The sequence below is a fragment of the Neobacillus rhizosphaerae genome (assembly GCF_937468385.1).
GTDB classification, from domain to species: Bacteria; Bacillota; Bacilli; order Bacillales; family Cytobacillaceae; genus Neobacillus; species Neobacillus rhizosphaerae.
This window is the reverse complement of record NZ_CALBWS010000017.1, coordinates 1-21,196: the sequence shown is the minus strand read 5'-3', so window position 1 is coordinate 21,196 and position 21,196 is coordinate 1. Positions and strand designations below refer to the sequence as shown.

Sequence of the window (21,196 nt, the reverse complement as noted above, 5' to 3'; positions counted from 1 at the left end):
CAAGGGGGGATACATCATGGCTACAGGAAAAACTTATGATCCATTCGCGGGCTATAAGCTTGTGAGTGAAATGTGGGAGAAACAATTAAATGGTCTATTATATAAATTGACAGACAACAAAGAATTTGTGCAAACGGCAAATATAGGTCTTGATGCCTATTCGCGTTATTTAGAGAGATTAAGAAAAAATCAAGAGCTTATTGCTGCTTTTATGAATATTCCTACAAAAAAAGATGTGGCAAATGTAGCAAAGCTGTCCATACAGGTCGAAGAAAAAATGGACATTTTAGAAGAGCAAATTTGGAATTTACAGGAAGGCTTAAGCTCGTTAAATAAAGGAAATTTAGAAATGTTTCAAGAGACGGTGAAAATCGTCACGCAAATGAAGACTGAATTTCAAAAAATGGCCAGGGAGGTTTCGGAAACAAAAAATATGAAAGCAGACCTTCAGGAATTGCGGCAAGGTCTTGTGGATATGAAGATCATTCAAGTGAACATTCAAGAATTAAGAAAGGAAATAGACGGAATTAAAAGCATAAAGGTAGATATAAAGCAATTGAATGATAGTAAGGAGTCTAATCATTTCCAATCAGATATACAGGAATTGAAGCTTGGTGTCGCAGAGATATCAAATATGAAGACTGATCTTGCCGCGATGAAGAGTCTTATCGAAAAAGATAAACAAAAGAAGAAAAAAGAACCAGAAAAAGAGCAGGATAAAGAACTAGTGCTCACTGGAGTAAGCAAATCTAAATAATACGGAAAGGAGCAAACAGTTAATGAGCACTAAAGCGCTAGAAAGCAACTTTTTACTACCCATAAAAAGGGAAGCAAAACGGTGGAACCAGCTTTATAAAATTATGACCGAGCCTAAGCCGGAAATAGTGCCAACACCAAGAGAGTGTGTTTGGAAAAAGAATAAAACAACTTTGTGGTTTCACCCTGCGAAAGAAAAAAAATATGAAACTCCAATATTTTTAGTTTATTCACTTTTGAATAAGGTGTACATTTTAGACATTGGTGAAGGAAGTAGTGTGGTTGGGGGGCTAACTGAACGGGGCTATGATGTCTATCTTTTGGAGTGGGGATCCCCTGGACTTGAAGATAGTCACCTTACACTAGATAATTATATAATTGATTATTTAGAAAATGCTGTAAAACGGGCATTAAGGCATTCCGAAGCTAAAGATATTACTATGGCCGGATATTGTTTAGGCGGGACGGCGGCAGCCATCTTAACTTCAATAACTAACCTCCCAATTAAAAATCTAGTCCTTGCGGCCGTTCCGATTGATTTTAGCATCGGTATCGTACCTGATAAGTGGCTGGAAGGACTTCAAAAGGGGCAGCTTAGTTTTGATCGGTTTGCAGATGCACATGAAACGATTCCATCAGAATTCTTATATTTAATGTTTAGAATGCTTTCTCCAGTTTATGGAAGTCCTAAAATTAACTTAATTACCCGTGCACATGATGAAAAATATGTGGAAAAGTGGCGTCGTATGGACAAGTGGACAAAGGATACCGCCTCGTTTGCTGGAGCTGCCTTTAAACAAATGTTCAATGATCTTTATAGAGATAACAAACTTCTAAAGGGAGATTTAATGATTGGCGGCAGGAAAGTAGATTTAAAAAATATTAAGTGTCCCCTTTTCGTCTTCTCTTGTTCGCGTGATAATCTTGTATTAGAACAGCAAAGTCTTCCAGTAATGGAACTTGTTTCAAGTGAGGATAAGACGTATAAGGTTTATGAAGGGGGGCATGTTTCACTAGCATTGACAGGAGCTTTCGCTGGAATTATGGATCCATGGCTTGCTGCACATTCACAAGAAATTCATGAAGTACTCACGTAAATGAAGTGTAACAGAATAAATGATTAACGGGAAGGAACCCCATCCATCCCGTTAATCATAAATTATGAGGCAATTTTTTGTTGTTTGAGGAATTTCCGCAATAGGTAATTAAACCGGTCCTTTGCTTCCAGTTTGGCAATATGGCCGGTATTCCTCAATATGATAAATTCTGAATGTGGTATCTGTTTGTGCATACACGCCTGAATCCAGACAGGTAATACGGAGTCATATTGACTACCAATAATAAGAGTGGGGATATTTACCCTTGGTAATAAGGATAAATTATTTACTTCAAGGCATGCCTCAAAGGATTTAATAAAAATGTGAGGTTTTGGTTTGAAAAAGTCCCCAAACTTTTCGACTGTGTCTTTATTCCAACTATATAGTGCCATTCGTGATAAATATTCAAATTCTTTTCCTGTTGCTGATAATTCAACAAATTTAGCTTTATGTGTTTTTAATAATAAACTTTTAATCACACTTGGGAAATAATGGAATGTGCTAATCAGCATGAGGGAACGGACTAGAGAGGGATCCTGTCGGAAAATTTCCTGTGCCACTGCTCCACCCATTGATAAACCCAAAATGTGAGCGTTTTCAAATCCTAACTCCTTTAATAGACCAATCACATCAGCAGCAAAGTTTTGAATGGTTATACCATCGATTTTTGTACACTCTCCGTGACCTCGTAAATCAGGAATAATCAATTCATATTGATCCGCTAATTCAAATTGATTTTGCCAGCTCTCCTTGACCTCACCTAATCCATGGATCAGTACAACAGGTTCCCCATTACCAAAATGTAAGTAAGGAACTCCCAACTTACTCACGCTAACTTTTTCCATTTTACACCACCTTATATTTTTATTAAGTTTATATCCAAGTTTAGTTTATTGTAAACCTTAATATAATGCATATAATAATATTTATTTATGACCTTGACGAAATATTACTCATAGGTGTAAAATACATATAGGTGAGGTGATAAGAATATGGTAAACCAAGACAATCAAACAGTCAATCCATCCAAAAATTTTGTGCTGCCATTTATTTTATTGCTTCTTAGCAAGGTTTCCCTACATGGGTATGAACTTAGCCAGAAGCTTGAGTCATTCGGGTTTAAGTCGCTCGATCAGGGGAATTTATACAGATTGTTAAGACAGCTTGAAAAGGACGAACTTCTATCATCAGAATGGGATACAACAGGAAGTGGTCCTGCTAAGAGAAGATATTCAATCACAAAAGCTGGTGTTACATACTTAAAAGGCTATGCCAATCAACTAGAAACCTATCAATCACTTTTAGATCAATTCTTCAAAATGTATACCAGTTTCTTTGAGCTCTATATTCCTTCATTTCAGAAGAAGGATCCAATAGAGAAAGTAAATAATAGTAGGAGGAGGAAGGACGATGGCACAGAAGAAAATTGAAACGGTTCTAGCTGCTGATGAATCTATGATTCCAGCAGCAAAGGAATCGATTGCTACAGGTTCATTTGTAAACACATTTTGGGATCAGTTTGAGCAATCTCGCGAACGTGCACTCAAGCTTCGGGAGAATCGGGAGGACGCCTATATTAATGCATTAAGGGAGTTCATCAAGTTCAATAAGCAATACCGCAAATCAATTGGCAAATTGTATGAGCAAACCAAAAAAACAAACAAAGACATGATAACTGAACTGATGCACCAATTTAATGCCGGCAAAGATGAGTTAAAAGACGAAGCTATTCCATCTAACGACCGAGAAGAACTTAAAATACAACTGAAAGAGGTTTCTGGACAATTAGAGAAACTAGCGCTTACACCATTAAAATCTATTATCAATATGGTCGATCAGTTGGAGGATAATATTGAGAAAAATGCGGAATCAAATGTAGCCTATGCACGTGGACGCAGAAATGCATGGTTTCGGGTTCGAAAAGAATATGTTAAATTAGCAAGAAATACCCATTTAAACCTTGTCAATCGCGGCAAGAGTGGTCTGAAAGAGCTTGTAAAAACTCAGTAGCTTTTAATTAATATTAAGGAGAATTAACAGCATTGAATGACAAAAGAATCCTTTATAAAAGTTGAACCACAATCTCCATCAAAAGGAAGAGATTGTGGTTTTTTATTGTCTTTGAACTACAGCTCTGGCTGGTGGAAAATTCATTGGATCACAAAGTTCTACAGGAATTGCTATAGCAGATGTGAAGTTTGGGTATTATCAACAGAAATTTAATGGGCGTGTAATGAGAATTATCAACAACTAATAAAAATAAAAGAAGCGATGCGTTGCATCGCTTCTTTTTATTGCTGTTTGATTGAAAGTAATTGTTCTAAAAGTGCTTTCGTTTGGAGGAGTTCACCCTCGCTCTTTGGTTCCATTTCGACCTGACCACCATTATTAAAACTTAAATTGAATTGTGGGAGCACCGAGCTATCTGTTCTTACTAAATGAGCCAATAATTTTACATTTTTTAGGCCAATATTACCGGTGGATGGTACATAGTGCTCGCTGAAGCCGGCGTTGGTTATATTTAAGCTTAAGTTACTAAAAAGGGCAGCATCTTTATGGGTCATATCAATTGTAATAAGCCCCTTTGGTGTTTGAACTAATTTCTTAATTATAAAGCCTTCTGCTGTAAGATTTTCAAATTTTAATTCCAGCATAGGCCGCTCCTTTTGTTCTGCCGAATTGCCTACCGTCATAGCAGGGTTTTGCATCGTACCTTCCATTTTATTCGCCTCAATAATAAAACCAATAATTGTCGGATTACTAGCAAAACTATCCTTTGTCAGAAGGAAAAGCCCACTAAAAGTTAGAACCAATATGATAATTATCTTAAAAGTATTATTTCTGAGTAACAATGCCATCACCATTTCTACGAATGCTATAAGTATTTTGGATTATTCCGGTAAAACTTCCTTTCCGGATGCAACTTCTTTTTCAGCAAAATGATCTTGATTTGGTTGTTTTATCGAGTCATTGGTGCCCATCTCAGGTTTCCAGGCAATCAAGAGTGAACCTCCAATAATTCCAAGAATCGTTCCGATAAGGAAGCCTCCTAATGCTCCCATAATCGATAATACCGACGAGAAAATCGCCAAAACTCCAAGAAGGGTTGATAGTCTCGGCATGATATATGAAAGTACTCCCATTAAAAGTGTAAGGCCGCCTAAGAAGAAGCCTACGAATAATATACTTCCTGGTGCAGCAGCTACTTCATAAAGCTTCGCTGGCACCCACAAAATGATTAGTCCAGAAAGAATACACAAGGTCGCCCCCGAAAAAGGGCGCCTTGCTCTCCAATTCTTAAACCTTTCACGTTTTGAATAAGTAGAGTTCATTTTTATCATCCTTACTCAATAGTTCTATGATGCCAGTAATTATTTCAATTTTTCAAAGTAAACCTTCATTCCAGGTAATGAAACTGTTTTTTGGAAAAGATATAAGGTTTGCAAATTACCATTTTCAATTGTAATTTTATTAGCACTTTGGGTGAATTCTTTGGCTATAGCCTCTCTAGGGTCTTTAATATCTGCAATGTAATTTTCAGACATTGTAAGCTCTTCAAATTTAGCATCACCATTTACCATGGTAGCTTTTTGAAGTAGGCCATTAATAACAACAGGTTTATCAGAAGTAATGACAACGCGGATTCCAAGAGCTGGGATTTCTTTAGAAATTTCTAAACCATTAATGGTTGCTTTATCAATGGCATTGACTGCAACGGGGTTATTTTTTGTGGTTGCCCCATCAGCAACACCACCATAAAGCTGAAAACCTTCCCCAACCATTTTATCGAACTTTACGGTAAATTCTCCGAAGCCACTTAATGGAGCCGCAACTGCTACACCTGTAATCCCAAAAGTTGCGAGTAAGGATCCCAAAAATAAAAAACCACCTAATAATGCAAATACTAGCTTCTTCTTGACTGTTTGCCCTCCGATAATAATTGATTCAGCTGTCATACTTTCTTGCCTCCCTTTTTTTGTTTTAAAAGTGTAAGCGGTTAACTAGTAATTGTAATTGCTTGCACTATTCGTCACAATTTTATGATAAGTAAATAAATTTAGAAATCCCTACATTTGTAGGAAGTTTTTCCTATAATTGGACAAAAAAGAACAAGAGATAACAAAATAACCTAAAAGATTGAAAAAAGCAGGAGTTTTGACATGTCTAGCTGAATTATCTATAGATACAAACGAATGGATAATAATAACAGCTTAGATTTTCCAGGAAGGAGTGTGATGAAAGTGTCGAAGTCATTAAACTACCATTTGGACAGTCTCTTAAATGATGCGCTAAAAATATTATCTAATTATCAGGAAGATCTTTTACGCGAGTGGGCTCTTACGCTCCAATCTCTTAAAAATACGAATAAGAAATCAGTTGCGGTTTTTGAATTTATTAGTGAATATCTTGTAAGGTTTCTAAGATCAGTAAATGAGGGAACTATTGATATTTATCAGCTTTTGAATGAGATTCAGGATGATTGGTTGGCTCACTTCCAAAGACATCCGGAACCTGAGGCAATTTTCTTCCATTTAAATCTGTTGGAAAACGCTGCACATAAGGTATTAAAATCGAGGATTACTTACTCTTCAAAGCTGCATCCTTCGATTCATTATTTATTTTCGAAAATAAGTGAAGTAATGCTTTTTCAATCGGAAAAAGAGAATCATAGCATTTGGAAGGATGCCGTAATTCTCTTTAATGAGTGGATTATCCGTTCGCAAAATTTTCAAGAATCAATCGAAAATATTTGCTTTGGATTTGGTTATTTTCTCCCATTTAAACGAAGTGCTCTATTTAAATTTACCAATAAGGAAAGTGTCGGGGTAGGTTTGTATGGACATCATTTAAAGAACGAAGAAGTTCAAGCAATTGCCGAAAGAATTACTAATATCCCGGTGCTCAATCAAAGTCTTGTGAAATTAAAATCTCAAGGGCATGAAATGAAAAATTTTCAGCCAATATATATCCCTTTAGCAGAAAATGATATTCCACAAAAGTATGTAAAAAAATTTGAACTTAATTCCTTAATTATTGTACCGATTTATGTTCCTGAGGAAGGAAAGATCATAGGTGGAGTTGTTTTAGATCAAGGACCGGGAACACATTTTACCCTTGATACTAGTCTTTTTCCTGCACTGATGAAATTTGGACAAAGCTCTGGGGAATTATTATCAAAGTTTATCGGGGCAGATATTAAAAAGAAAGACTTACCCGAAAAGGAATCCATCTCCTTAACACCAAGGGAAACTGAAATAATTAAGCTTTTGGCAGATGGCGCTTCAACTGCAGAGGCAGCCTTAAAGCTTTATTTAAGTGAGTTTACGGTAAGAGATTACATCTCAAATATTATGAAAAGACTGAATGCCCAAAATAGAACAGAAGTAGCTAAAGCCATTCGGATGGGAATAATAAAATAATTTATGCCGATAAATTTCAAAAAAATAGGTTCATAACGACCGTATCCAAGAAAAAAGGGTGCCGCTGGTCGATATAAGAGATTGATAAATATCGCTCAGATTGTTTAAGAGGTTGCATTTTACATTGTAGAATAAATCACTGAAACTATTCGTTCATTTATTTCGTTTGAAATAGAGAAAGTAAAAAATACATAAGTCTGGAAAATTTAATCTTGCAAATCTGGGTAGTTAATTAGTAGAATAGGAAAGTCATTTACTATTAAATCGTTCAGGTGCAATAAAGTTAGGAGATATGACAACATGGATTTATTAATGATGATTAAAGCAATTATTTTGGGATTAGTAGAAGGGTTAACAGAATTTGCACCAGTTTCATCAACCGGGCACATGATAATAGTTGATGATATGTGGCTTAAATCTGAAAATTTTTTGACTACTCACGGTGCCAACACCTTTAAAGTGGTTATCCAGCTCGGTTCAATCTTGGCTGTGGTCGTCACCTTTAAAGACAGATTTATCGATTTGTTAAGTTTAGGACGTTTTAACAAACGTGAAGATCAAACGCAGGGACGGCTAAAACTAACTCAAGTAATAGTTGGTCTTATTCCTGCGGGAATTTTAGGGGTCCTCTTTAACGATTATATTGATGATCACTTATTCTCGACGACGACGGTTTTAGTTGGGTTAGTGATTGGTGCGGTATTCATGATTATTGCTGACTTAATTGGTCCCAAAAATCTGAAAACGGAAACGGTTGACCAAATTACCTACAAGCAGGCATTGACAATTGGTTTATTTCAATGTTTCTCCCTTTGGCCTGGATTCTCCCGTTCAGGTTCAACCATATCAGGTGGTGTATTGATGGGGATGAGCCACCGCGCAGCAGCTGATTTTACTTTTATCATGGCAGTTCCGATTATGGCTGGTGCAAGTTTTCTTTCTTTATTAAAAAATTGGGAATATATGACGATGGATTCGTTGCCGTATTTTATTGCAGGGTTTATAAGTGCTTTTATTTTCGCGCTACTCTCGATTCGCTTTTTCTTAAAACTTATTAACAAAATAAAACTTTTACCATTTGCTATATATCGAATTATTTTAGCAGTGGTCATTTATATTATTTTCTTTTAAAGTATTAGGCAGCTTCACTTAGAGGCTGCTTTTTATATTGTGAAAGATTTGAAATCATTATTAAACCTAAACAGTTCAGTTTGAATAGGTTAATAATTAAGAATGAGGGTCTGCCACCTAAGCATTTTTTTAAAAACCAGACCCTAAATGTCCATCAAAAAATATCTGGAAAGTCAGATATGATTCCGTCAATATTATAGCGCTTTAATAGGTGGACATCCTTCTTCTTTCTAACCGTCCAAACCAGTGTTTTGAAGCCATGGTGGTGGATTCGTCTAATTAGCCGTTTATTTATCATTGTGATTTTGGGGTTTACATAGGCGGCATAGGTTGAAAAAGATTGAAGTTCTTTATTGGAAAGTCCCTTTACTCCCCTTTTTTTTACTAAAACCCCAATAGGCACAGAAGGCAGGAGTTTATGGAATCGTTTTAATGAGTTTTGGTCAAAGGATTGAACAATGATTTTATCAGTGTCCCCTTTCGTTAACCCTCTTTTTAATAGTTCGTTTGCTACTTTTTCCTCGATTCCGGGATATAAGGAAGGTTTTTTTAACTCGATTAATAATCCGGTTTTTTCGGCAAATTCATCTAAAAATCCACTAAAAGAAAGGATTTTTTCCTTAGAGAACTTTGGATGAAACCAGCTGCCTGCATCCAATGCTTGCAATTCTTTTAGGGTAAGGTCCTTAACATGCCCTTTTCCATTCGTTGTCCGGTTTATCGTTGGATCATGTATGATCACTAATTTGTTGTCCCTTGTCATTTGGATATCAATTTCAAGGTAATCAACACCCAATTCTATTGCTTTCTTAAAAGAAGCAGCCGTATTCTCTGGACAGTATCCAGCAGCACCTCTATGGCCAATTTTTATAGGTATCTGACTTTTAGGAATACGAGTAGATCCTTTTACCATCCGAAAAGCCACCATGAAAATAAATAATAGAAGGGATGCAATTGATCTCAAAGTGGTTGGCTCCTATCCATGCTTATTTGTGACAATGGTAAAAAATTCAGACTTAATTGTCAACCTAAAAAAGCAATCATTTTTCATCGAAGTGATTTAGACAGAGATACCGTAGAGATATCAGCCCATTTTTTTCAAAACTTACTAATATGGATATGTGTCTATCGCACATTTTTATCTAGGTGAATAGGATATATAGAAATCAAAAAAGGAGGTAATGTAAATGTCTGGTGCAGCAGTTGGAGTTGGCTATGGCAGCGGATTTGCCCTACTTGTCGTATTGTTCATTTTGTTAATCATTATCGGAGCTTCTTGGGGTTGCGGATTCTATTAAAATAAAAAGGAGGAAATAAATATGTATGGATACGGTGGATATGGTGGCTACGGCTATGGTGGCTGTGGCTGTGGTTATGGCGGAGTTGGCTTTGGTGGCGGTTTCGCTTTAATCGTAGTGTTGTTTATCCTGCTAATTATTGTTGGTGCAGCTTGCTTCAGATGGTAATCAAACTAAAAAAAGAATAAGCGTACTGTGGAAATAAGCCTTTACGCTTTAAGATACCCGCTTGATTTACTCAAGCGGGTTTTCAGGTGCATAGAAGGTGGCAGCCTGTTTCCATTTCTTAAATTCAGCTAATTCAGTTGATAATGTTTTAACGGTATAGCCAATAACAGCAGCGTCATCCACTATACCAAGGCCAATAATAAAGTCTGGGATTAAGTCAATCGGTGAAATAAAATAAAGAATGGCTCCGATGACGGTAATGATCGTCCTAGTTGAGATATTTTTATAATCACCTTTTGAATAAGCTTTAACCAATTCAAAAAATAATTGCAGTTTTTCCCAGGTATCTCCCAAGCTTCTTTTTTTTCGGTTAGCTTTTTTCTGGGCTTGTTCAAGCAACCCCTGCGTTTTTTCCTGATTACCAATGTAACCTCGAGCATCATCACTATATTTGCGCTGCTCTTTTGCGAAGAATTCATCTTTACCAAACAAATTGCTCACATCCTTTTTGCGGAGTTCATCCTTAGTTTACCACCAAATTAAATAATCCATTAGCTTATTTCGGTTTTTCAATGGAAAAAACCAGGTGTGAACGGAGCACCTGGTTTTTTTTATACTATTATCATTAATATCATTGAACCTCGATAACTGTCTAGTCTATACAATGTGCAAAGGAAATGTCCGCTCATATTATACTAGGACAGGGGTATTTATGTTCTTATTAGACTTACCTCGTACAATTTCTTCTATTTCGAATCCTTCTAGTGTTTCTTTTTTTAATAGTGCATCAACTATTTGTTCATACTGATATTGATGGCTATTAATTAGCTTTTCTGCTTTTTCTAGGCCTTTTGCAAAAAGCTCCTGCATTTTTTCTTCTTGATCCTGTTTGTTGAAAGTTAAGGTGAACCCATCTTGAAGCATACCGGTATCCACCATTTGATCGATGATTTGTTTTGCCTGCTGTACGTCACCGCTAACGCCAATACTGTGTTCACCAAGAAATAGTCTTTCAGCAACCCCTCCAGCTAGTACCATTGCAATCCGGTCGAGCAGGTCTGAGGTTGTCGACAAATGCAGCTCTTTCGGAATTGGTGCAACATAGCCAAGGGCTTCACCGCGGGGGATGATGGTTGCTTTTCGAACCGACCCAGGCTTGGTAAGGGACGCGACAATTGCATGACCTGCTTCATGGATAGCAACCCTCCGTTTTGTATCAAGATCCTGTAAGGAGCGGGAAGTGCTTCCTAAAATTGTTCGATCAAGCGCATAATCAAGGTCTTGCTTTTGAATCATGTCCTGGCCATTTCGAACAGCTCGTCTGCTTGCTGTTTCAAATAGGGACTGAAGCTCAGCACCAGAGAATCCTGAAGTGCTTTCTGCAAGATTATCTAAAGTAGTTAGGACATCTTTTGCAAGAGATTTTCCTTTTATATGAATGTCAATGATTTCTCTTCTTCCTTTCGTATCTGGAAGTGGAACATGAAAGGAGAAGTCAATTCTTCCTGGCCGTAGGAATGCTTCATCGAGCATATCCTTTCTATTTGTCGCGGCGATAAATAAAATTCCGTCATTGGAGTGGCCGCCATCAAGCTGTACAAGAAGTTCGGTTAGTGTTTTTTCGGCTTCCTCGCCGCCATGGGCTTTCCTTCTGCCGGCCAGTGCATCCACTTCATCGATGAAAATAACAGCAGGGCCTTGTTTTCGTGCAGTTTGGAACAAGGAACGGACACGGCTAGCTCCGACACCAACAAATAGTTCATTAAAAGCCGATCCGCTTGCCGAGAAGAAAGCAGCATTTAATTCACGTGCTATTGCTTGGGCTAATAAGGTTTTACCGGTACCGGGAGGCCCGTATAACAGTATTCCTTTTGGTGGTTTAATCCCTAATTTCACAGCACGTTCCGGTTCTTTTAGGGTAGAGAGTGTTTGCATGATTTCTTCTTTCATTTCTTCTCCGATTCCGCCTACATCTTCCAAGGTAATCGATGGAAGCGGACGTAACTTGGCAACACTTTTCTTCATTGAATTATTCAGTCCAAAGCCACCTTTTGTTTTTTGCAGGGCAAATGCAGCACCTGCTAATAAAATTATTACTCCCCCCATAATCCATTTTCCGTAAGGACTGGTAGTAGAATAGGAGTAATTAATATTATATTTTTCTACAAGCTTATCAACCATTTGACTGTTTGGCGGAACATGAGAAACAAATTCTGAGTTTCCTACATCTAAATTCAGGCTGCCGTCGGCTTGTTCAATAAGTGTAACTAGTTTCCCATGTTGTTCTTGAATGATTTTCTCGACGGAAGAGAACGGAATGGAGACGGGGTTATTGGTTGTCTGGATAAACCAAACGATTCCAGCGATGCCTAATATTAACGCTGATAACAGCGGAATTAACTTTGAAATTTTCTTTTTACTTTGATTCATTTCCTTCATCTCCCTTTAATAAGGTCATTATTAATTATAAAGGAATTTCCAGTAAAATGGATGTGGGAAACGGTGGAAAGTAATCGTTTCTAATACAAAAAAACACACAAACCATAAAGATAAAGGTTAGTGTGTCATAAAAACTATGATAACAATCGAAGATGGGGAATAATTGGCATTAATACACTTTGAGCAAGTACACCTATACTAACATTGATACTTGATGCTTTACTCCAATTAAAAACATGAACTTTTTCGTCTTTCCCTTCATACAAAAATAATAGTTGTTCTCCTTCTTCAACGATTCCTATTTTTTTAAATGAAACGTTATTTTGCTGAAGAACGATTTCAAATGCTTTTTGCAATAAATCTAAAGTCGGTTTATCGATTGTAGTAATGTTCATGGTTCCTCCCAAGGTTATATGTTATTTCGGCACCTTTTTTTAATCATTACCGCCTCCCTTCATTATATTCTTTTCATTAGTTCGATTAAAGAAAATAATCATTATTGTTAAATTGAAATATTGCAAAGTTAACGTTTGCGAGATAAGATTGAAGTTATGGACAAAAATTTTCGTTGTCAAAAGAGAGGAAGACAAGATGGGTACCAATTTTAAACAAGAAGTATTGTCGCGCCGGACATTTGCGATTATTTCCCACCCGGATGCTGGTAAAACGACACTAACGGAGAAATTATTATTATTTGGCGGAGCGATACGCGATGCTGGAACAGTTAAGGCGAAAAAAACAGGGAAATTTGCTACGAGTGACTGGATGGAAATAGAAAAACAACGGGGAATTTCCGTAACATCCAGTGTGATGCAATTTGATTATAATGGATTCAGAGTCAATATTTTGGATACTCCTGGACACCAGGATTTTAGTGAAGATACGTATAGAACCTTGATGGCAGTTGATAGTGCGGTAATGATTGTCGATTCTGCGAAAGGGATTGAGGAACAAACACTCAAACTTTTTAAAGTATGTCGCATGCGCGGAATTCCGATTTTTACGTTTATGAATAAGCTGGACCGACAAGGGAAATCTCCACTTGAGCTTCTTGCTGAATTAGAAGAGGTTCTTGGAATTGAATCCTATCCGATGAACTGGCCGATTGGGATGGGAAAAGAGTTTCTTGGTATTTATGACCGGTTTAACAATCGAGTTGAACAATTTCGTGTAAGTGAAGAAGAACGGTATATCCCATTAAATGAAGACGGTGAAATAGCAGGAGACCATCCGTTAAAGACATCTGGGCTATATGATCAAACACTAGATGAGATCATGCTCCTAAATGAAGCAGGTAATGAGTTTTCAGCTGAAAAGGTGGCTGCAGGTACATTGACACCTGTGTTCTTTGGAAGTGCATTAACAAACTTTGGGGTTCAAACCTTTCTAGAGTCGTACCTAAAATTTGCTCCGCCGCCAAAGGCTCGTAACTCTTCGATTGGCGAAATTAATCCATTAGGGGACCAATTTTCAGGCTTTGTTTTTAAAATCCAAGCCAATATGAATCCTGCCCACCGTGATCGGATTGCCTTTGTACGCGTTTGTTCTGGGAAATTTGAACGGGGGATGACGGTAAATATTCCACGTTTGGGGAAACAATTAAAGCTTTCGCAATCGACTTCTTTTATGGCTGAAGAACGGAATACCGTTGATGAGGCCGTCAGTGGTGATATTATCGGTTTATACGACACGGGTACCTATCAAATAGGGGATACACTTACGACTGGAAAAGATGATTTTCAATATGAAAAATTACCGCAGTTTACACCGGAATTGTATGTCCGGGTATCTGCGAAAAACGTGATGAAACAAAAGTCCTTTTATAAAGGAATTCAGCAGCTTGTTCAAGAAGGGGCAATCCAGCTCTACAAAACCATCAAAACAGATGATTATTTATTGGGCGCTGTTGGACAGCTGCAGTTTGAAGTATTTGAACATCGGATGAGAAATGAATATAATTCAGAGGTTTTAATGGAACGAATGGGTTCAAAGATTGCCCGCTGGATTGAAGGCGATGTCGTGGATGAGAATCTATCGAGTTCAAGAAGCCTTTTGGTGAAGGATCGTTATGATCATTATGTATTTTTATTTGAAAACGAATTTGCTCTTAGATGGTTCCAAGAAAAAAATCCAAGTGTGAAACTCTACAATCCAATGGATCAGAATGAATAAAACAGCGGCGGGGCTAATACCCGCCGTTGTTTTATTTTTGAATAATACTGAAAATTCAGACTAATTACCCATAGACGAACCTTTTTGAAAAAAATTACAATGAATACATTCAATGTAATGTATAATGAGGAGGAGATATGTTGAAAAAAGGGTATTTTTTCACAGGTTTTCCAGGATTCATTTGTAATCAATTGATTCGTGAAGTATTGAAAAAAAATAATTTGCAAGGGAATGTTTTTGTTCTTGTCCTGCCAGGGATGGTTGAAAAAGCGATTTCGGAGCGCCATGCTATAGTGTTAGAACTTGGTATATCGGAGTCTTCTTTCACGATCATTGAGGGGGATATTACAAAAAAAGGTCTGCTGAATAACCCTGAAGACCAGACAAAGTTAATGGAAGAGGTTACCCATGTTTTTCATCTTGCGGCTATTTATGATCTCGCCGTTCCTAGAGATATTGCTTATAAAGTAAATGTAAATGGAACGGATAATGTGAATCAATGGGTAAAGGGGCTCCAAAATCTCGAGAGGTATGTGTACTTTAGTACGGCATACGTGGTGGGAAAAAGAGAAGGAACTCTTTACGAGACCGAACTCATTAGACCAGATAATTTTAAAAATTATTATGAAGAAACAAAATATGAAGCTGAGGTTTTGGTTGAAGCCTTAAAACCTAGCGTCCCAATTACCATTATTCGCCCAGGAGTAACGAAAGGTCATTCACATACAGGTGAAACCATTAAATTTGATGGTCCTTATTTTATTATGAATTTTTTAGAACGGTTAAAATTTCTCCCCATCATACCACGACTGGGTAAAGGGGAAGCGTTTGTTAATCTTGTTCCTATCGATTATATTATTCAAGCAACTTCGTATCTCGGTTTTTTAGATAAGGCTTCTGGTAAAACTTATCATTTAACGGACCCACATCCATACCGTGCGTCAGAGCTTTATGAGATTATGATGAAGGAATTACTTAATAAACAGCCAAGAGGCATGATTCCATTAACACTTGGTAAATGGTTTTTGTCGATTAAACCAATGAGAAGATTTCTTGGGGTTGAGAAGGAAGCACTTGATTATTTTACATGGATGGGTCAATTTGACTGTACCCAAGCAATCAATGATTTGCAGGGTTCGGGAATTAGCTGCCCTGACTTTAAAGAAGGAATCAAGCCGATGACTAACTTTTATTTAAAGCAAAAAGACAACCCAAGCTACCACATTAACATTTTATAAAGAGGGTGTGTATTCATGAAGGTAGCTCCTGAAAAGCTTAAGGTGATTGCCCCAGCAACAGGTGAGCAAATAGGGGAGATAGACGAAACTCCCATTAGTCAAGTGGATAATTTTTATCAGAATAGCAGATTTGCATTCAATCAATGGAGTCAGTTGGATGTGTCGGAAAGACTTGACTACCTGCAAAAGCTAAAATTAGTAATCGTTGAGCAAATGGATGAAGTGGCTAAAGTGGTTGCTAAAGATACGGGCAAAGTATTAACAGAGGCATTAATAGCCGACGTCATGCCCAGTATTGATGGAATTGATCATATTTGTAAGCATGGGGAAAAAGTCCTCAAAAGACGGAAAGTGAAGACCTCCATATTATTAATGGGGAAAAAGTCGTATATCGAATATATGCCTAGAGGAGTCGTTTTAGTTATTTCTCCTTGGAACTATCCATTCCAACTTGCCATGGTGCCGATCGTAAGCGCACTTGCTTCCGGTAATACGGTGATTTTAAAGCCCTCGGAAGTTACTCCACAGGTTGGCAAATGTATTGAGGATTTATTTTCAAAGGCGGGATTTCCTGAAGGAGTTGTTCAAGTTGCCCATGGTGGCAAAGAGGTAGGGGCAGCATTTACTAATGGAAAACCGGATTATATTTTTTTTACAGGCTCTGTTCGGACTGGAAAAATCATTCAGGAAGTAGCTGCAAAGCAATTAATTCCTACAACCCTAGAGCTTGGTGGCAAGGACCCGATGATTGTATTTGCTGATGCCCATTTAGAAAGGGCGGCCAAAGGAGCAGCATGGGCTGCGTTTACCAATAGTGGTCAAGTCTGCATGAGTGCAGAGAGATTGTATGTCGAAAAAAACGTATACCACTCTTTCCTTTCCCTGCTAAAAAAAGAGATATCGGCCCTAAAACAGGGGACGGATATTGACTCAGATGTAGGGTCGATGACGTTCCCAGCACAAATACAAATAGTTAAAGAGCAGCTGACTGACGCTTTAAGCAAAGGAGCTGTGTTAGAGGCAGGTCTTCCTCCTGAGAAATGGGAGGATGGAATGTTTCTACCATTAACCGTGGTGACCAATGTTAACCATGACATGAAAATGATTCAGGAAGAGTCTTTTGGACCGATTATCCCTGTTATCCCTTTTGAAAGTGAAGACGAAGTAGTAGCTCTCGCGAATGATTCGGTTTATGGTTTAAATGCCAGCGTGTGGACCAAGGATATCGATAAAGCACGTAGAATAGCCTCAAAGCTTGTTACAGGCGCCGTAGTTATTAATGATGCAATTATTAGTATTGCCAATCACGGTCTCCCTTTTGGAGGAGCAAAGCAAAGCGGCATTGGCAGGTACCACGGGGAAGCAGGTCTAAGAATTTTTTGTCATGAAAAGGCGATTGTTGAAGATAGTGGAAGGAAAAAGTCGGAAATTCATTGGTACCCTTACAAAGGGAAATACCCGCTCTTTTTAACATTGTTAAAAAGCTATTTCCAAAAGCAACGGAATTGGCTAACGTTTATAAATAGTTTTCTAAGTATTTTGAAGAAGAGTTAAAACTAGGAAATTAATTTGTTGAAGTACCTGTTAATTTGGTAAAAAACTGGGTAGGCTATATCGAAGAACCAAAGTTATTTAAAAAAATGCCTAAAAAAAGCGAGATTGTTCAATGAAAAAGATGAGCAGATTAGAAGCTGTGTTATGGAATATTGCCTTTCCTGGTTTCAGTCAATTATTAACAGGCCATTATATTAAAGGGGTATTGTTTGTTGTTTTAGAGTTCATAATGAATGTCAAAAGCCGCTTCAATCAAGCAATTATGTTCAGCTTCTTAGGCGAAATCGAAAGAGCTGAGGCGGTTACTAACTATCAATGGCTAATGTTTTATCCGTGTGTTTATATGTTCTCCTTGTGGGACGGTTATCGGACGGCCATGCCGGAGGATGAGAAATACTCCTATTTACCGTTTGTTTTTGGTGCTTATTTTGTCACGGTTGGTTTAATATTATCCCGAAAAGTTATCATTTTTGATCTTTATTTTGGACCGGTTTTTTTGCCGATGTTGTTTTTGATTCCAGGGTTATTGATTGGGTTATTAATCAAATTTTCTTTATCTTACATCAATAGACATCTATAATTCGGCCAGGTAAAAGCTTTAAATCAGGTTAGACCTGTTTAAAGTTTTTTTATATTGGGAAAAAATTTTTTTATAACCCCCACAAAGGGTTTCAAAAGAAACGTAATTTTGTAATGAAAAAGCATCCCCTCTTAAAGTCCAAAATATCATTCATATGTTATAATTGGTCGAATAGAGGTGAGCAAATGCTGAGTTTATTGTTTATGACCAAGAAGAAAAAAAGAACTTTAGAAGAAACGGTCCTTTTAATTCAAGAAGGTGACCGCAATTTACTAGATGAAACAATCGACGCTTATAAACCTTTTATTGCAAAAGCAGTGTCATCCGTATGTAAACGGTATATTTATGAAACTGATGATGAATTTAGCATTGGTCTCATCGCATTTAATGAGGCAATTGAAAAATATTCACCAGAACGAGGAAGCTCGCTGTTGAGCTTTTCAGAAGTCATTATCAAGAGAAGAGTTATAGACTATATCCGTAAACAGACTAAAAATCAACATATAAGTATCGATCTGACCAATGCAACGAATGAAGAAGAATCAGCTGGAACAAGCATCGTTAATGAACTATCACTTGATGATTACAATAAAAAGAATGACGAACAATTAAGGAAAGATGAAATTCTTCACTTTCAATCTTTATTAACTACCTTTGACTTAAGCTTCAGTGACCTACTTGAAAATTCTCCGAAGCATGCTGATGCGCGAAAAAATGCAATTATCGTAGCGAAAATTTTAGTGGAAGACACTGAGTTGAAGGAATTTTTATTTGAAAAAAAACGGATGCCTATTAAACAGCTTGAAAAAATGGTGAATGTTAGCAGAAAGACGATTGAACGGAACCGAAAATATATTATTGCGATTGCACTTATATTATCGAGTGATTATGTATATATGAAGGATTATCTAAAGGGGGTTCTTGATACATGAAAACAGGAATAATAATGGAAATAGATGATGTGTTTCTAACACTTTTAACCCCCGAAGGTGAATTTTTGCGTGCGAACAGACAAAATCACCCCTATGCTCTTGGTGAAGAAATTCACTTTTTTCCAGTTGAAAGCGGTAACCCTTTTAAAGCAATCGATATTTTCAAGAATATTTTTAAGCTTAAAACTGTCTGGGCTGTTATGGCTGCAATTATTATTTTTCTTAGTACATGTGTTCCTATCTATCAAAATAACAAGGCATATGCCTACATGTCCATTGATATAAACCCTAGTATCGAGCTTGGCGTTAATAAAAAAATGCAGGTTATAGAATTATATGGTTACAATAAAGCCGGTAAGCAGGTTATTTCTCAATTGAAAAATTGGAATAAAAAGGATGTTTCGGGTTTAACAAAGGTAATCTTAGCTGAAATGAAAAACGCCGGTTATATCAACAATAATGAACATGTTATTATTTCAACTGTTCGGACAAAAAAGCCAGAGGAAAATGTTGAAAAAGAGCTCCAAAAAAATATGGATAAAATCAAAGCAACCGTGGATAGTCAGCATTTAGAGCTGACAGTTTTAACAGCAACAGAAAAAGAACTGGATAAAGCACACCAATTAGGTATTACTGCTGGGAAATACCAGGAAAACAAAATCCAATCAGCTAATCTTGAGAAAAACAAAGAGAAAGAGAAAGAGAAAGCTTTTGAGAATAAAAATAAGCCTGTAGAAAAGGCAGTTCCATCGGACCATTCTCAAGCAATTCCACCTGGACAATTAAAAAAACAACAAGAAAACAATTCCATTCAAAACGAAAAAAAGGCTGAGACTGTTGGGTCTGGTGATCGAAATCGTTGGGGCGGAAATTCAATGCCACCAGGGCAACTGAAAAAGATGGAAGAAGAGAGTATAAAACAATTTTACCAAAAGGAAAATTCTAACGAGAATCAGGAATACCAAAATAACGAAAGAGATATGGGGGAAAATTACGGAAAACGAAACGGAAATGATAATGGAAAACACAATGGTAACGATAACAAAAAATATAAAAATAATGGAAAATCCAACGGAAACAATAATGGAAAACAGAAATATAAAAATTAGGAAAAGTCCGGTAAATGATACCGGACTTTTTTTCCATATTTATTGAATTATTGTTTGGTAAATTGTCCAGACATTTGAGATTGTGCTTGCTGAACCAGCCTTTTGGTAATTTCTCCGCCCACAGACCCGTTTGCTCTTGAAGCTGTATCTGAACCTAATTGAACACCAAATTCTTGGGCGATTTCATATTTTACCTGATCTAAATATTGTTCAATCCCTGGAACTAATAATTTATTGCTGCTATTAGCCATTTTGTTCCACTCCTTTTTATCAATACAGAGGATCATTTGCCTCTGTATAAATATTATTTTATTGTCAGACCGTTTTTATAAGTGGTAATGTTTTGCGGAGCTGGATATTTTAATAATAGCCACTTTTTTAATCACTCCCACTACCTACATCTTTTGTAGGGTGCATAAACGGGAATGCTTGTGGTTTTCTTTTACTTTCCAACAGATCCCGGTTTTCAGTTGTGTTCCAGCCAATATCATTTGTAGGATGAACCCATTCATCACCTGCCATAATGGCAGGGTCAGTATCCTCAGTCCAGTTTTCTAAAGGAGAATTATCTGAGGCATAAAGGCTGTCGCCAATGGTCACTCCATATTTATTGACAAACGGGGCCATCATGTTGATATTTGTCCCCTTAAAGCTCGGGGCATTTATTTGATGTGGCATTGTTTCATTGATGGTTAATGGGTTTAACGACTCATTCTTATTTTCCTTTGTCATGCTGCTCACTCCTGTTTTTTCTTATTTTTTACCGTAAAGGTAATTTTATTTATGAAAAATAAGGAAAGGAATGATTCCAATCTATTTGTTCAAAACTAATGTTGTACCATTAATGAAAAGGAGGCTTACTATATGGCCAAGCGGAAAGCGGAATTTGATGCAGTAAAAAAATATACGAGGACACCTCACAAAAATGTTCAAGAAAGTGAGTTTTCAGCAGAATTTACCGATAATAATAATGCCATTAGATTTGCGAACCGTAACTCAAAATTAGGGAAAAAAGGTAGAAGTGAATAATGGGTAGCCGACGTAAAACACCCCTCGGATACCGGTAGAGGGATTTAGTATTGAAATTGGCGATGTGAATGGAGTAAAGCTCTATGATGCTAAGAATCGGCTAAAAAAAACAACGCTAGGAAAGAAAAATAAGCCGGATTAATCCGGCTTATTTCAGACTGTCGACAAATCCGAAAATATTCGGGTTTGCCGGCGGTCTTTTTTGTATAATTAAGGTACAGAGATTTTAATGGGGTGGATGAAATGCTAACTAAAAATACACAGATGAATCGT

At 37.1% G+C, this 21,196-nt stretch carries 25 protein-coding genes; 15 read left to right on the top strand and 10 right to left on the bottom strand.

Features of this window, described 5'->3' with window-relative positions:
- Positions 1 to 16 precede the first annotated feature (16 nt).
- Both M5A78_RS13460 and M5A78_RS13455 read left to right on the top strand, forming a co-directional pair.
- Complete coding sequence (locus M5A78_RS13460; protein ID WP_248735792.1) at positions 17 to 757, top strand: hypothetical protein; 741 nt, start codon at positions 17 to 19, stop codon at positions 755 to 757.
- A gap of 22 nt (positions 758 to 779) precedes the next feature.
- Positions 780 to 1,853, top strand: coding sequence for an alpha/beta fold hydrolase (locus tag M5A78_RS13455; protein ID WP_248735791.1), 1,074 nt, complete (start codon positions 780 to 782; stop codon positions 1,851 to 1,853).
- Between the two features lie 62 nt (positions 1,854 to 1,915).
- Here M5A78_RS13455 and M5A78_RS13450 read toward each other — a convergent pair whose 3' ends face one another.
- On the bottom strand, positions 1,916 to 2,698 hold the full coding sequence (locus M5A78_RS13450; RefSeq protein WP_248735790.1) for an alpha/beta fold hydrolase: 783 nt from the start codon (positions 2,696 to 2,698) through the stop codon (positions 1,916 to 1,918).
- A gap of 147 nt (positions 2,699 to 2,845) precedes the next feature.
- Between M5A78_RS13450 and phaQ the strand changes: the two genes are divergently transcribed.
- A complete protein-coding gene (phaQ, locus tag M5A78_RS13445; RefSeq protein ID WP_248735789.1) occupies positions 2,846 to 3,283 on the top strand; it encodes a poly-beta-hydroxybutyrate-responsive repressor in 438 nt (145 codons plus the stop codon).
- Entirely contained in the window at positions 3,264 to 3,863 is a 600-nt protein-coding gene (locus tag M5A78_RS13440) for a hypothetical protein (protein WP_248735788.1), read from the top strand. Before phaQ ends, M5A78_RS13440 begins: the two co-directional genes overlap by 20 nt.
- Positions 3,864 to 4,144: 281 nt before the next feature.
- Here the strand turns inward: M5A78_RS13440 and M5A78_RS13435 are convergent, their stop codons facing one another.
- The 3 genes from M5A78_RS13435 to M5A78_RS13425 all read right to left on the bottom strand — a co-directional run bounded on the left by M5A78_RS13435 (position 4,145) and on the right by M5A78_RS13425 (position 5,809).
- On the bottom strand, positions 4,145 to 4,573 hold the full coding sequence (locus M5A78_RS13435; protein ID WP_248735787.1) for a hypothetical protein: 429 nt from the start codon (positions 4,571 to 4,573) through the stop codon (positions 4,145 to 4,147).
- 171 nt (positions 4,574 to 4,744) lie between these two features.
- Complete coding sequence (locus tag M5A78_RS13430; protein WP_248735786.1) at positions 4,745 to 5,185, bottom strand: DUF6114 domain-containing protein; 441 nt, start codon at positions 5,183 to 5,185, stop codon at positions 4,745 to 4,747.
- A gap of 39 nt (positions 5,186 to 5,224) precedes the next feature.
- The gene (locus M5A78_RS13425; protein WP_248735785.1) at positions 5,225 to 5,809 is read right to left on the bottom strand and encodes a DUF6230 family protein; all 585 of its coding nucleotides are present in this window, start codon (positions 5,807 to 5,809) and stop codon (positions 5,225 to 5,227) included.
- 279 nt (positions 5,810 to 6,088) lie between these two features.
- Between M5A78_RS13425 and M5A78_RS13420 the strand changes: the two genes are divergently transcribed.
- Both M5A78_RS13420 and M5A78_RS13415 read left to right on the top strand, forming a co-directional pair.
- On the top strand, positions 6,089 to 7,273 hold the full coding sequence (locus M5A78_RS13420; RefSeq protein WP_248735784.1) for a response regulator transcription factor: 1,185 nt from the start codon (positions 6,089 to 6,091) through the stop codon (positions 7,271 to 7,273).
- Positions 7,274 to 7,573: 300 nt separating this feature from the next.
- A complete protein-coding gene (locus tag M5A78_RS13415; RefSeq protein ID WP_248735783.1) occupies positions 7,574 to 8,404 on the top strand; it encodes an undecaprenyl-diphosphate phosphatase in 831 nt (276 codons plus the stop codon).
- 154 nt (positions 8,405 to 8,558) lie between these two features.
- Here the strand turns inward: M5A78_RS13415 and M5A78_RS13410 are convergent, their stop codons facing one another.
- Positions 8,559 to 9,368: a glycerophosphodiester phosphodiesterase gene (locus M5A78_RS13410; protein ID WP_248735782.1), complete on the bottom strand. Its 810-nt coding sequence runs from the start codon at positions 9,366 to 9,368 to the stop codon at positions 8,559 to 8,561.
- Between the two features lie 223 nt (positions 9,369 to 9,591).
- On the opposite strand from M5A78_RS13410, the gene M5A78_RS13405 reads away from it, so the two are divergent.
- Positions 9,592 to 9,702, top strand: coding sequence for a YjcZ family sporulation protein (locus tag M5A78_RS13405; RefSeq protein WP_248735781.1), 111 nt, complete (start codon positions 9,592 to 9,594; stop codon positions 9,700 to 9,702).
- Between the two features lie 21 nt (positions 9,703 to 9,723).
- On the top strand, positions 9,724 to 9,870 hold the full coding sequence (locus tag M5A78_RS13400) for a YjcZ family sporulation protein (RefSeq protein ID WP_248735780.1): 147 nt from the start codon (positions 9,724 to 9,726) through the stop codon (positions 9,868 to 9,870).
- Between the two features lie 66 nt (positions 9,871 to 9,936).
- On the opposite strand, the gene M5A78_RS13395 is transcribed toward M5A78_RS13400, so the two are convergent.
- The 3 genes from M5A78_RS13395 to M5A78_RS13385 all read right to left on the bottom strand — a co-directional run bounded on the left by M5A78_RS13395 (position 9,937) and on the right by M5A78_RS13385 (position 12,704).
- Positions 9,937 to 10,362 (bottom strand): YkvA family protein, encoded by a 426-nt coding sequence (locus M5A78_RS13395; RefSeq protein ID WP_248735779.1) that lies wholly within the window; start codon positions 10,360 to 10,362, stop codon positions 9,937 to 9,939.
- A 198-nt stretch (positions 10,363 to 10,560) separates the two neighbouring features.
- The gene (locus M5A78_RS13390; RefSeq protein ID WP_248735778.1) at positions 10,561 to 12,300 is read right to left on the bottom strand and encodes an AAA family ATPase; all 1,740 of its coding nucleotides are present in this window, start codon (positions 12,298 to 12,300) and stop codon (positions 10,561 to 10,563) included.
- Positions 12,301 to 12,443: 143 nt separating this feature from the next.
- Complete coding sequence (locus M5A78_RS13385; protein WP_248735777.1) at positions 12,444 to 12,704, bottom strand: hypothetical protein; 261 nt, start codon at positions 12,702 to 12,704, stop codon at positions 12,444 to 12,446.
- Positions 12,705 to 12,900: 196 nt separating this feature from the next.
- On the opposite strand from M5A78_RS13385, the gene M5A78_RS13380 reads away from it, so the two are divergent.
- From M5A78_RS13380 to M5A78_RS13355, 6 genes are all read left to right on the top strand, one after another.
- A complete protein-coding gene (locus M5A78_RS13380) occupies positions 12,901 to 14,481 on the top strand; it encodes a peptide chain release factor 3 (protein ID WP_248735776.1) in 1,581 nt (526 codons plus the stop codon).
- 137 nt (positions 14,482 to 14,618) lie between these two features.
- Entirely contained in the window at positions 14,619 to 15,719 is a 1,101-nt protein-coding gene (locus M5A78_RS13375; protein ID WP_248735775.1) for an SDR family oxidoreductase, read from the top strand.
- 15 nt (positions 15,720 to 15,734) lie between these two features.
- On the top strand, positions 15,735 to 17,273 hold the full coding sequence (locus M5A78_RS13370) for an aldehyde dehydrogenase family protein (protein ID WP_248735774.1): 1,539 nt from the start codon (positions 15,735 to 15,737) through the stop codon (positions 17,271 to 17,273).
- 112 nt (positions 17,274 to 17,385) lie between these two features.
- Positions 17,386 to 17,853, top strand: a complete 468-nt coding sequence (locus tag M5A78_RS13365) for a hypothetical protein (protein ID WP_248735773.1) — start codon at positions 17,386 to 17,388, stop codon at positions 17,851 to 17,853.
- Between the two features lie 185 nt (positions 17,854 to 18,038).
- Entirely contained in the window at positions 18,039 to 18,785 is a 747-nt protein-coding gene (gene sigI / locus M5A78_RS13360) for an RNA polymerase sigma factor SigI (RefSeq protein ID WP_248735772.1), read from the top strand.
- Complete coding sequence (locus M5A78_RS13355) at positions 18,782 to 19,894, top strand: anti-sigma factor domain-containing protein (RefSeq protein ID WP_248735771.1); 1,113 nt, start codon at positions 18,782 to 18,784, stop codon at positions 19,892 to 19,894. Before sigI ends, M5A78_RS13355 begins: the two co-directional genes overlap by 4 nt.
- A 47-nt stretch (positions 19,895 to 19,941) precedes the next feature.
- On the opposite strand, the gene M5A78_RS13350 is transcribed toward M5A78_RS13355, so the two are convergent.
- Together M5A78_RS13350 and M5A78_RS13345 are read right to left on the bottom strand one after the other, a co-directional pair.
- A complete protein-coding gene (locus tag M5A78_RS13350; protein WP_248735770.1) occupies positions 19,942 to 20,145 on the bottom strand; it encodes an alpha/beta-type small acid-soluble spore protein in 204 nt (67 codons plus the stop codon).
- Positions 20,146 to 20,272: 127 nt separating this feature from the next.
- On the bottom strand, positions 20,273 to 20,626 hold the full coding sequence (locus M5A78_RS13345; RefSeq protein WP_248735769.1) for a DUF3905 domain-containing protein: 354 nt from the start codon (positions 20,624 to 20,626) through the stop codon (positions 20,273 to 20,275).
- A gap of 132 nt (positions 20,627 to 20,758) precedes the next feature.
- Between M5A78_RS13345 and M5A78_RS13340 the strand changes: the two genes are divergently transcribed.
- Complete coding sequence (locus M5A78_RS13340) at positions 20,759 to 20,923, top strand: hypothetical protein (protein WP_248735768.1); 165 nt, start codon at positions 20,759 to 20,761, stop codon at positions 20,921 to 20,923.
- Positions 20,924 to 21,196: the final 273 nt, after the last annotated feature.

Excerpts from the sequence above, each read along its gene's own strand:
- M5A78_RS13420 (WP_248735784.1), top strand. The coding sequence starts at position 6,089 with ATGAAAGTGTCGAAGTCATTAAACTACCATTTGGACAGTCTCTTAAAT.
- M5A78_RS13340 (WP_248735768.1), top strand. The coding sequence starts at position 20,759 with ATGGCCAAGCGGAAAGCGGAATTTGATGCAGTAAAAAAATATACGAGG.
- M5A78_RS13390 (WP_248735778.1), bottom strand. The coding sequence starts at position 12,300 with ATGAATCAAAGTAAAAAGAAAATTTCAAAGTTAATTCCGCTGTTATCA.
- sigI (WP_248735772.1), top strand. The coding sequence starts at position 18,039 with ATGCTGAGTTTATTGTTTATGACCAAGAAGAAAAAAAGAACTTTAGAA.
- M5A78_RS13375 (WP_248735775.1), top strand. The coding sequence starts at position 14,619 with ATGTTGAAAAAAGGGTATTTTTTCACAGGTTTTCCAGGATTCATTTGT.
- M5A78_RS13385 (WP_248735777.1), bottom strand. The coding sequence starts at position 12,704 with ATGAACATTACTACAATCGATAAACCGACTTTAGATTTATTGCAAAAA.
- M5A78_RS13345 (WP_248735769.1), bottom strand. The coding sequence starts at position 20,626 with ATGACAAAGGAAAATAAGAATGAGTCGTTAAACCCATTAACCATCAAT.
- M5A78_RS13455 (WP_248735791.1), top strand. The coding sequence starts at position 780 with ATGAGCACTAAAGCGCTAGAAAGCAACTTTTTACTACCCATAAAAAGG.
- M5A78_RS13380 (WP_248735776.1), top strand. The coding sequence starts at position 12,901 with ATGGGTACCAATTTTAAACAAGAAGTATTGTCGCGCCGGACATTTGCG.
- M5A78_RS13460 (WP_248735792.1), top strand. The coding sequence starts at position 17 with ATGGCTACAGGAAAAACTTATGATCCATTCGCGGGCTATAAGCTTGTG.
- M5A78_RS13355 (WP_248735771.1), top strand. The coding sequence starts at position 18,782 with ATGAAAACAGGAATAATAATGGAAATAGATGATGTGTTTCTAACACTT.
- M5A78_RS13370 (WP_248735774.1), top strand. The coding sequence starts at position 15,735 with ATGAAGGTAGCTCCTGAAAAGCTTAAGGTGATTGCCCCAGCAACAGGT.
- M5A78_RS13435 (WP_248735787.1), bottom strand. The coding sequence starts at position 4,573 with ATGGAAGGTACGATGCAAAACCCTGCTATGACGGTAGGCAATTCGGCA.
- M5A78_RS13400 (WP_248735780.1), top strand. The coding sequence starts at position 9,724 with ATGTATGGATACGGTGGATATGGTGGCTACGGCTATGGTGGCTGTGGC.
- M5A78_RS13430 (WP_248735786.1), bottom strand. The coding sequence starts at position 5,185 with ATGAACTCTACTTATTCAAAACGTGAAAGGTTTAAGAATTGGAGAGCA.
- phaQ (WP_248735789.1), top strand. The coding sequence starts at position 2,846 with ATGGTAAACCAAGACAATCAAACAGTCAATCCATCCAAAAATTTTGTG.
- M5A78_RS13440 (WP_248735788.1), top strand. The coding sequence starts at position 3,264 with ATGGCACAGAAGAAAATTGAAACGGTTCTAGCTGCTGATGAATCTATG.
- M5A78_RS13425 (WP_248735785.1), bottom strand. The coding sequence starts at position 5,809 with ATGACAGCTGAATCAATTATTATCGGAGGGCAAACAGTCAAGAAGAAG.
- M5A78_RS13405 (WP_248735781.1), top strand. The coding sequence starts at position 9,592 with ATGTCTGGTGCAGCAGTTGGAGTTGGCTATGGCAGCGGATTTGCCCTA.
- M5A78_RS13415 (WP_248735783.1), top strand. The coding sequence starts at position 7,574 with ATGGATTTATTAATGATGATTAAAGCAATTATTTTGGGATTAGTAGAA.
- M5A78_RS13450 (WP_248735790.1), bottom strand. The coding sequence starts at position 2,698 with ATGGAAAAAGTTAGCGTGAGTAAGTTGGGAGTTCCTTACTTACATTTT.
- M5A78_RS13365 (WP_248735773.1), top strand. The coding sequence starts at position 17,386 with ATGAAAAAGATGAGCAGATTAGAAGCTGTGTTATGGAATATTGCCTTT.
- M5A78_RS13350 (WP_248735770.1), bottom strand. The coding sequence starts at position 20,145 with ATGGCTAATAGCAGCAATAAATTATTAGTTCCAGGGATTGAACAATAT.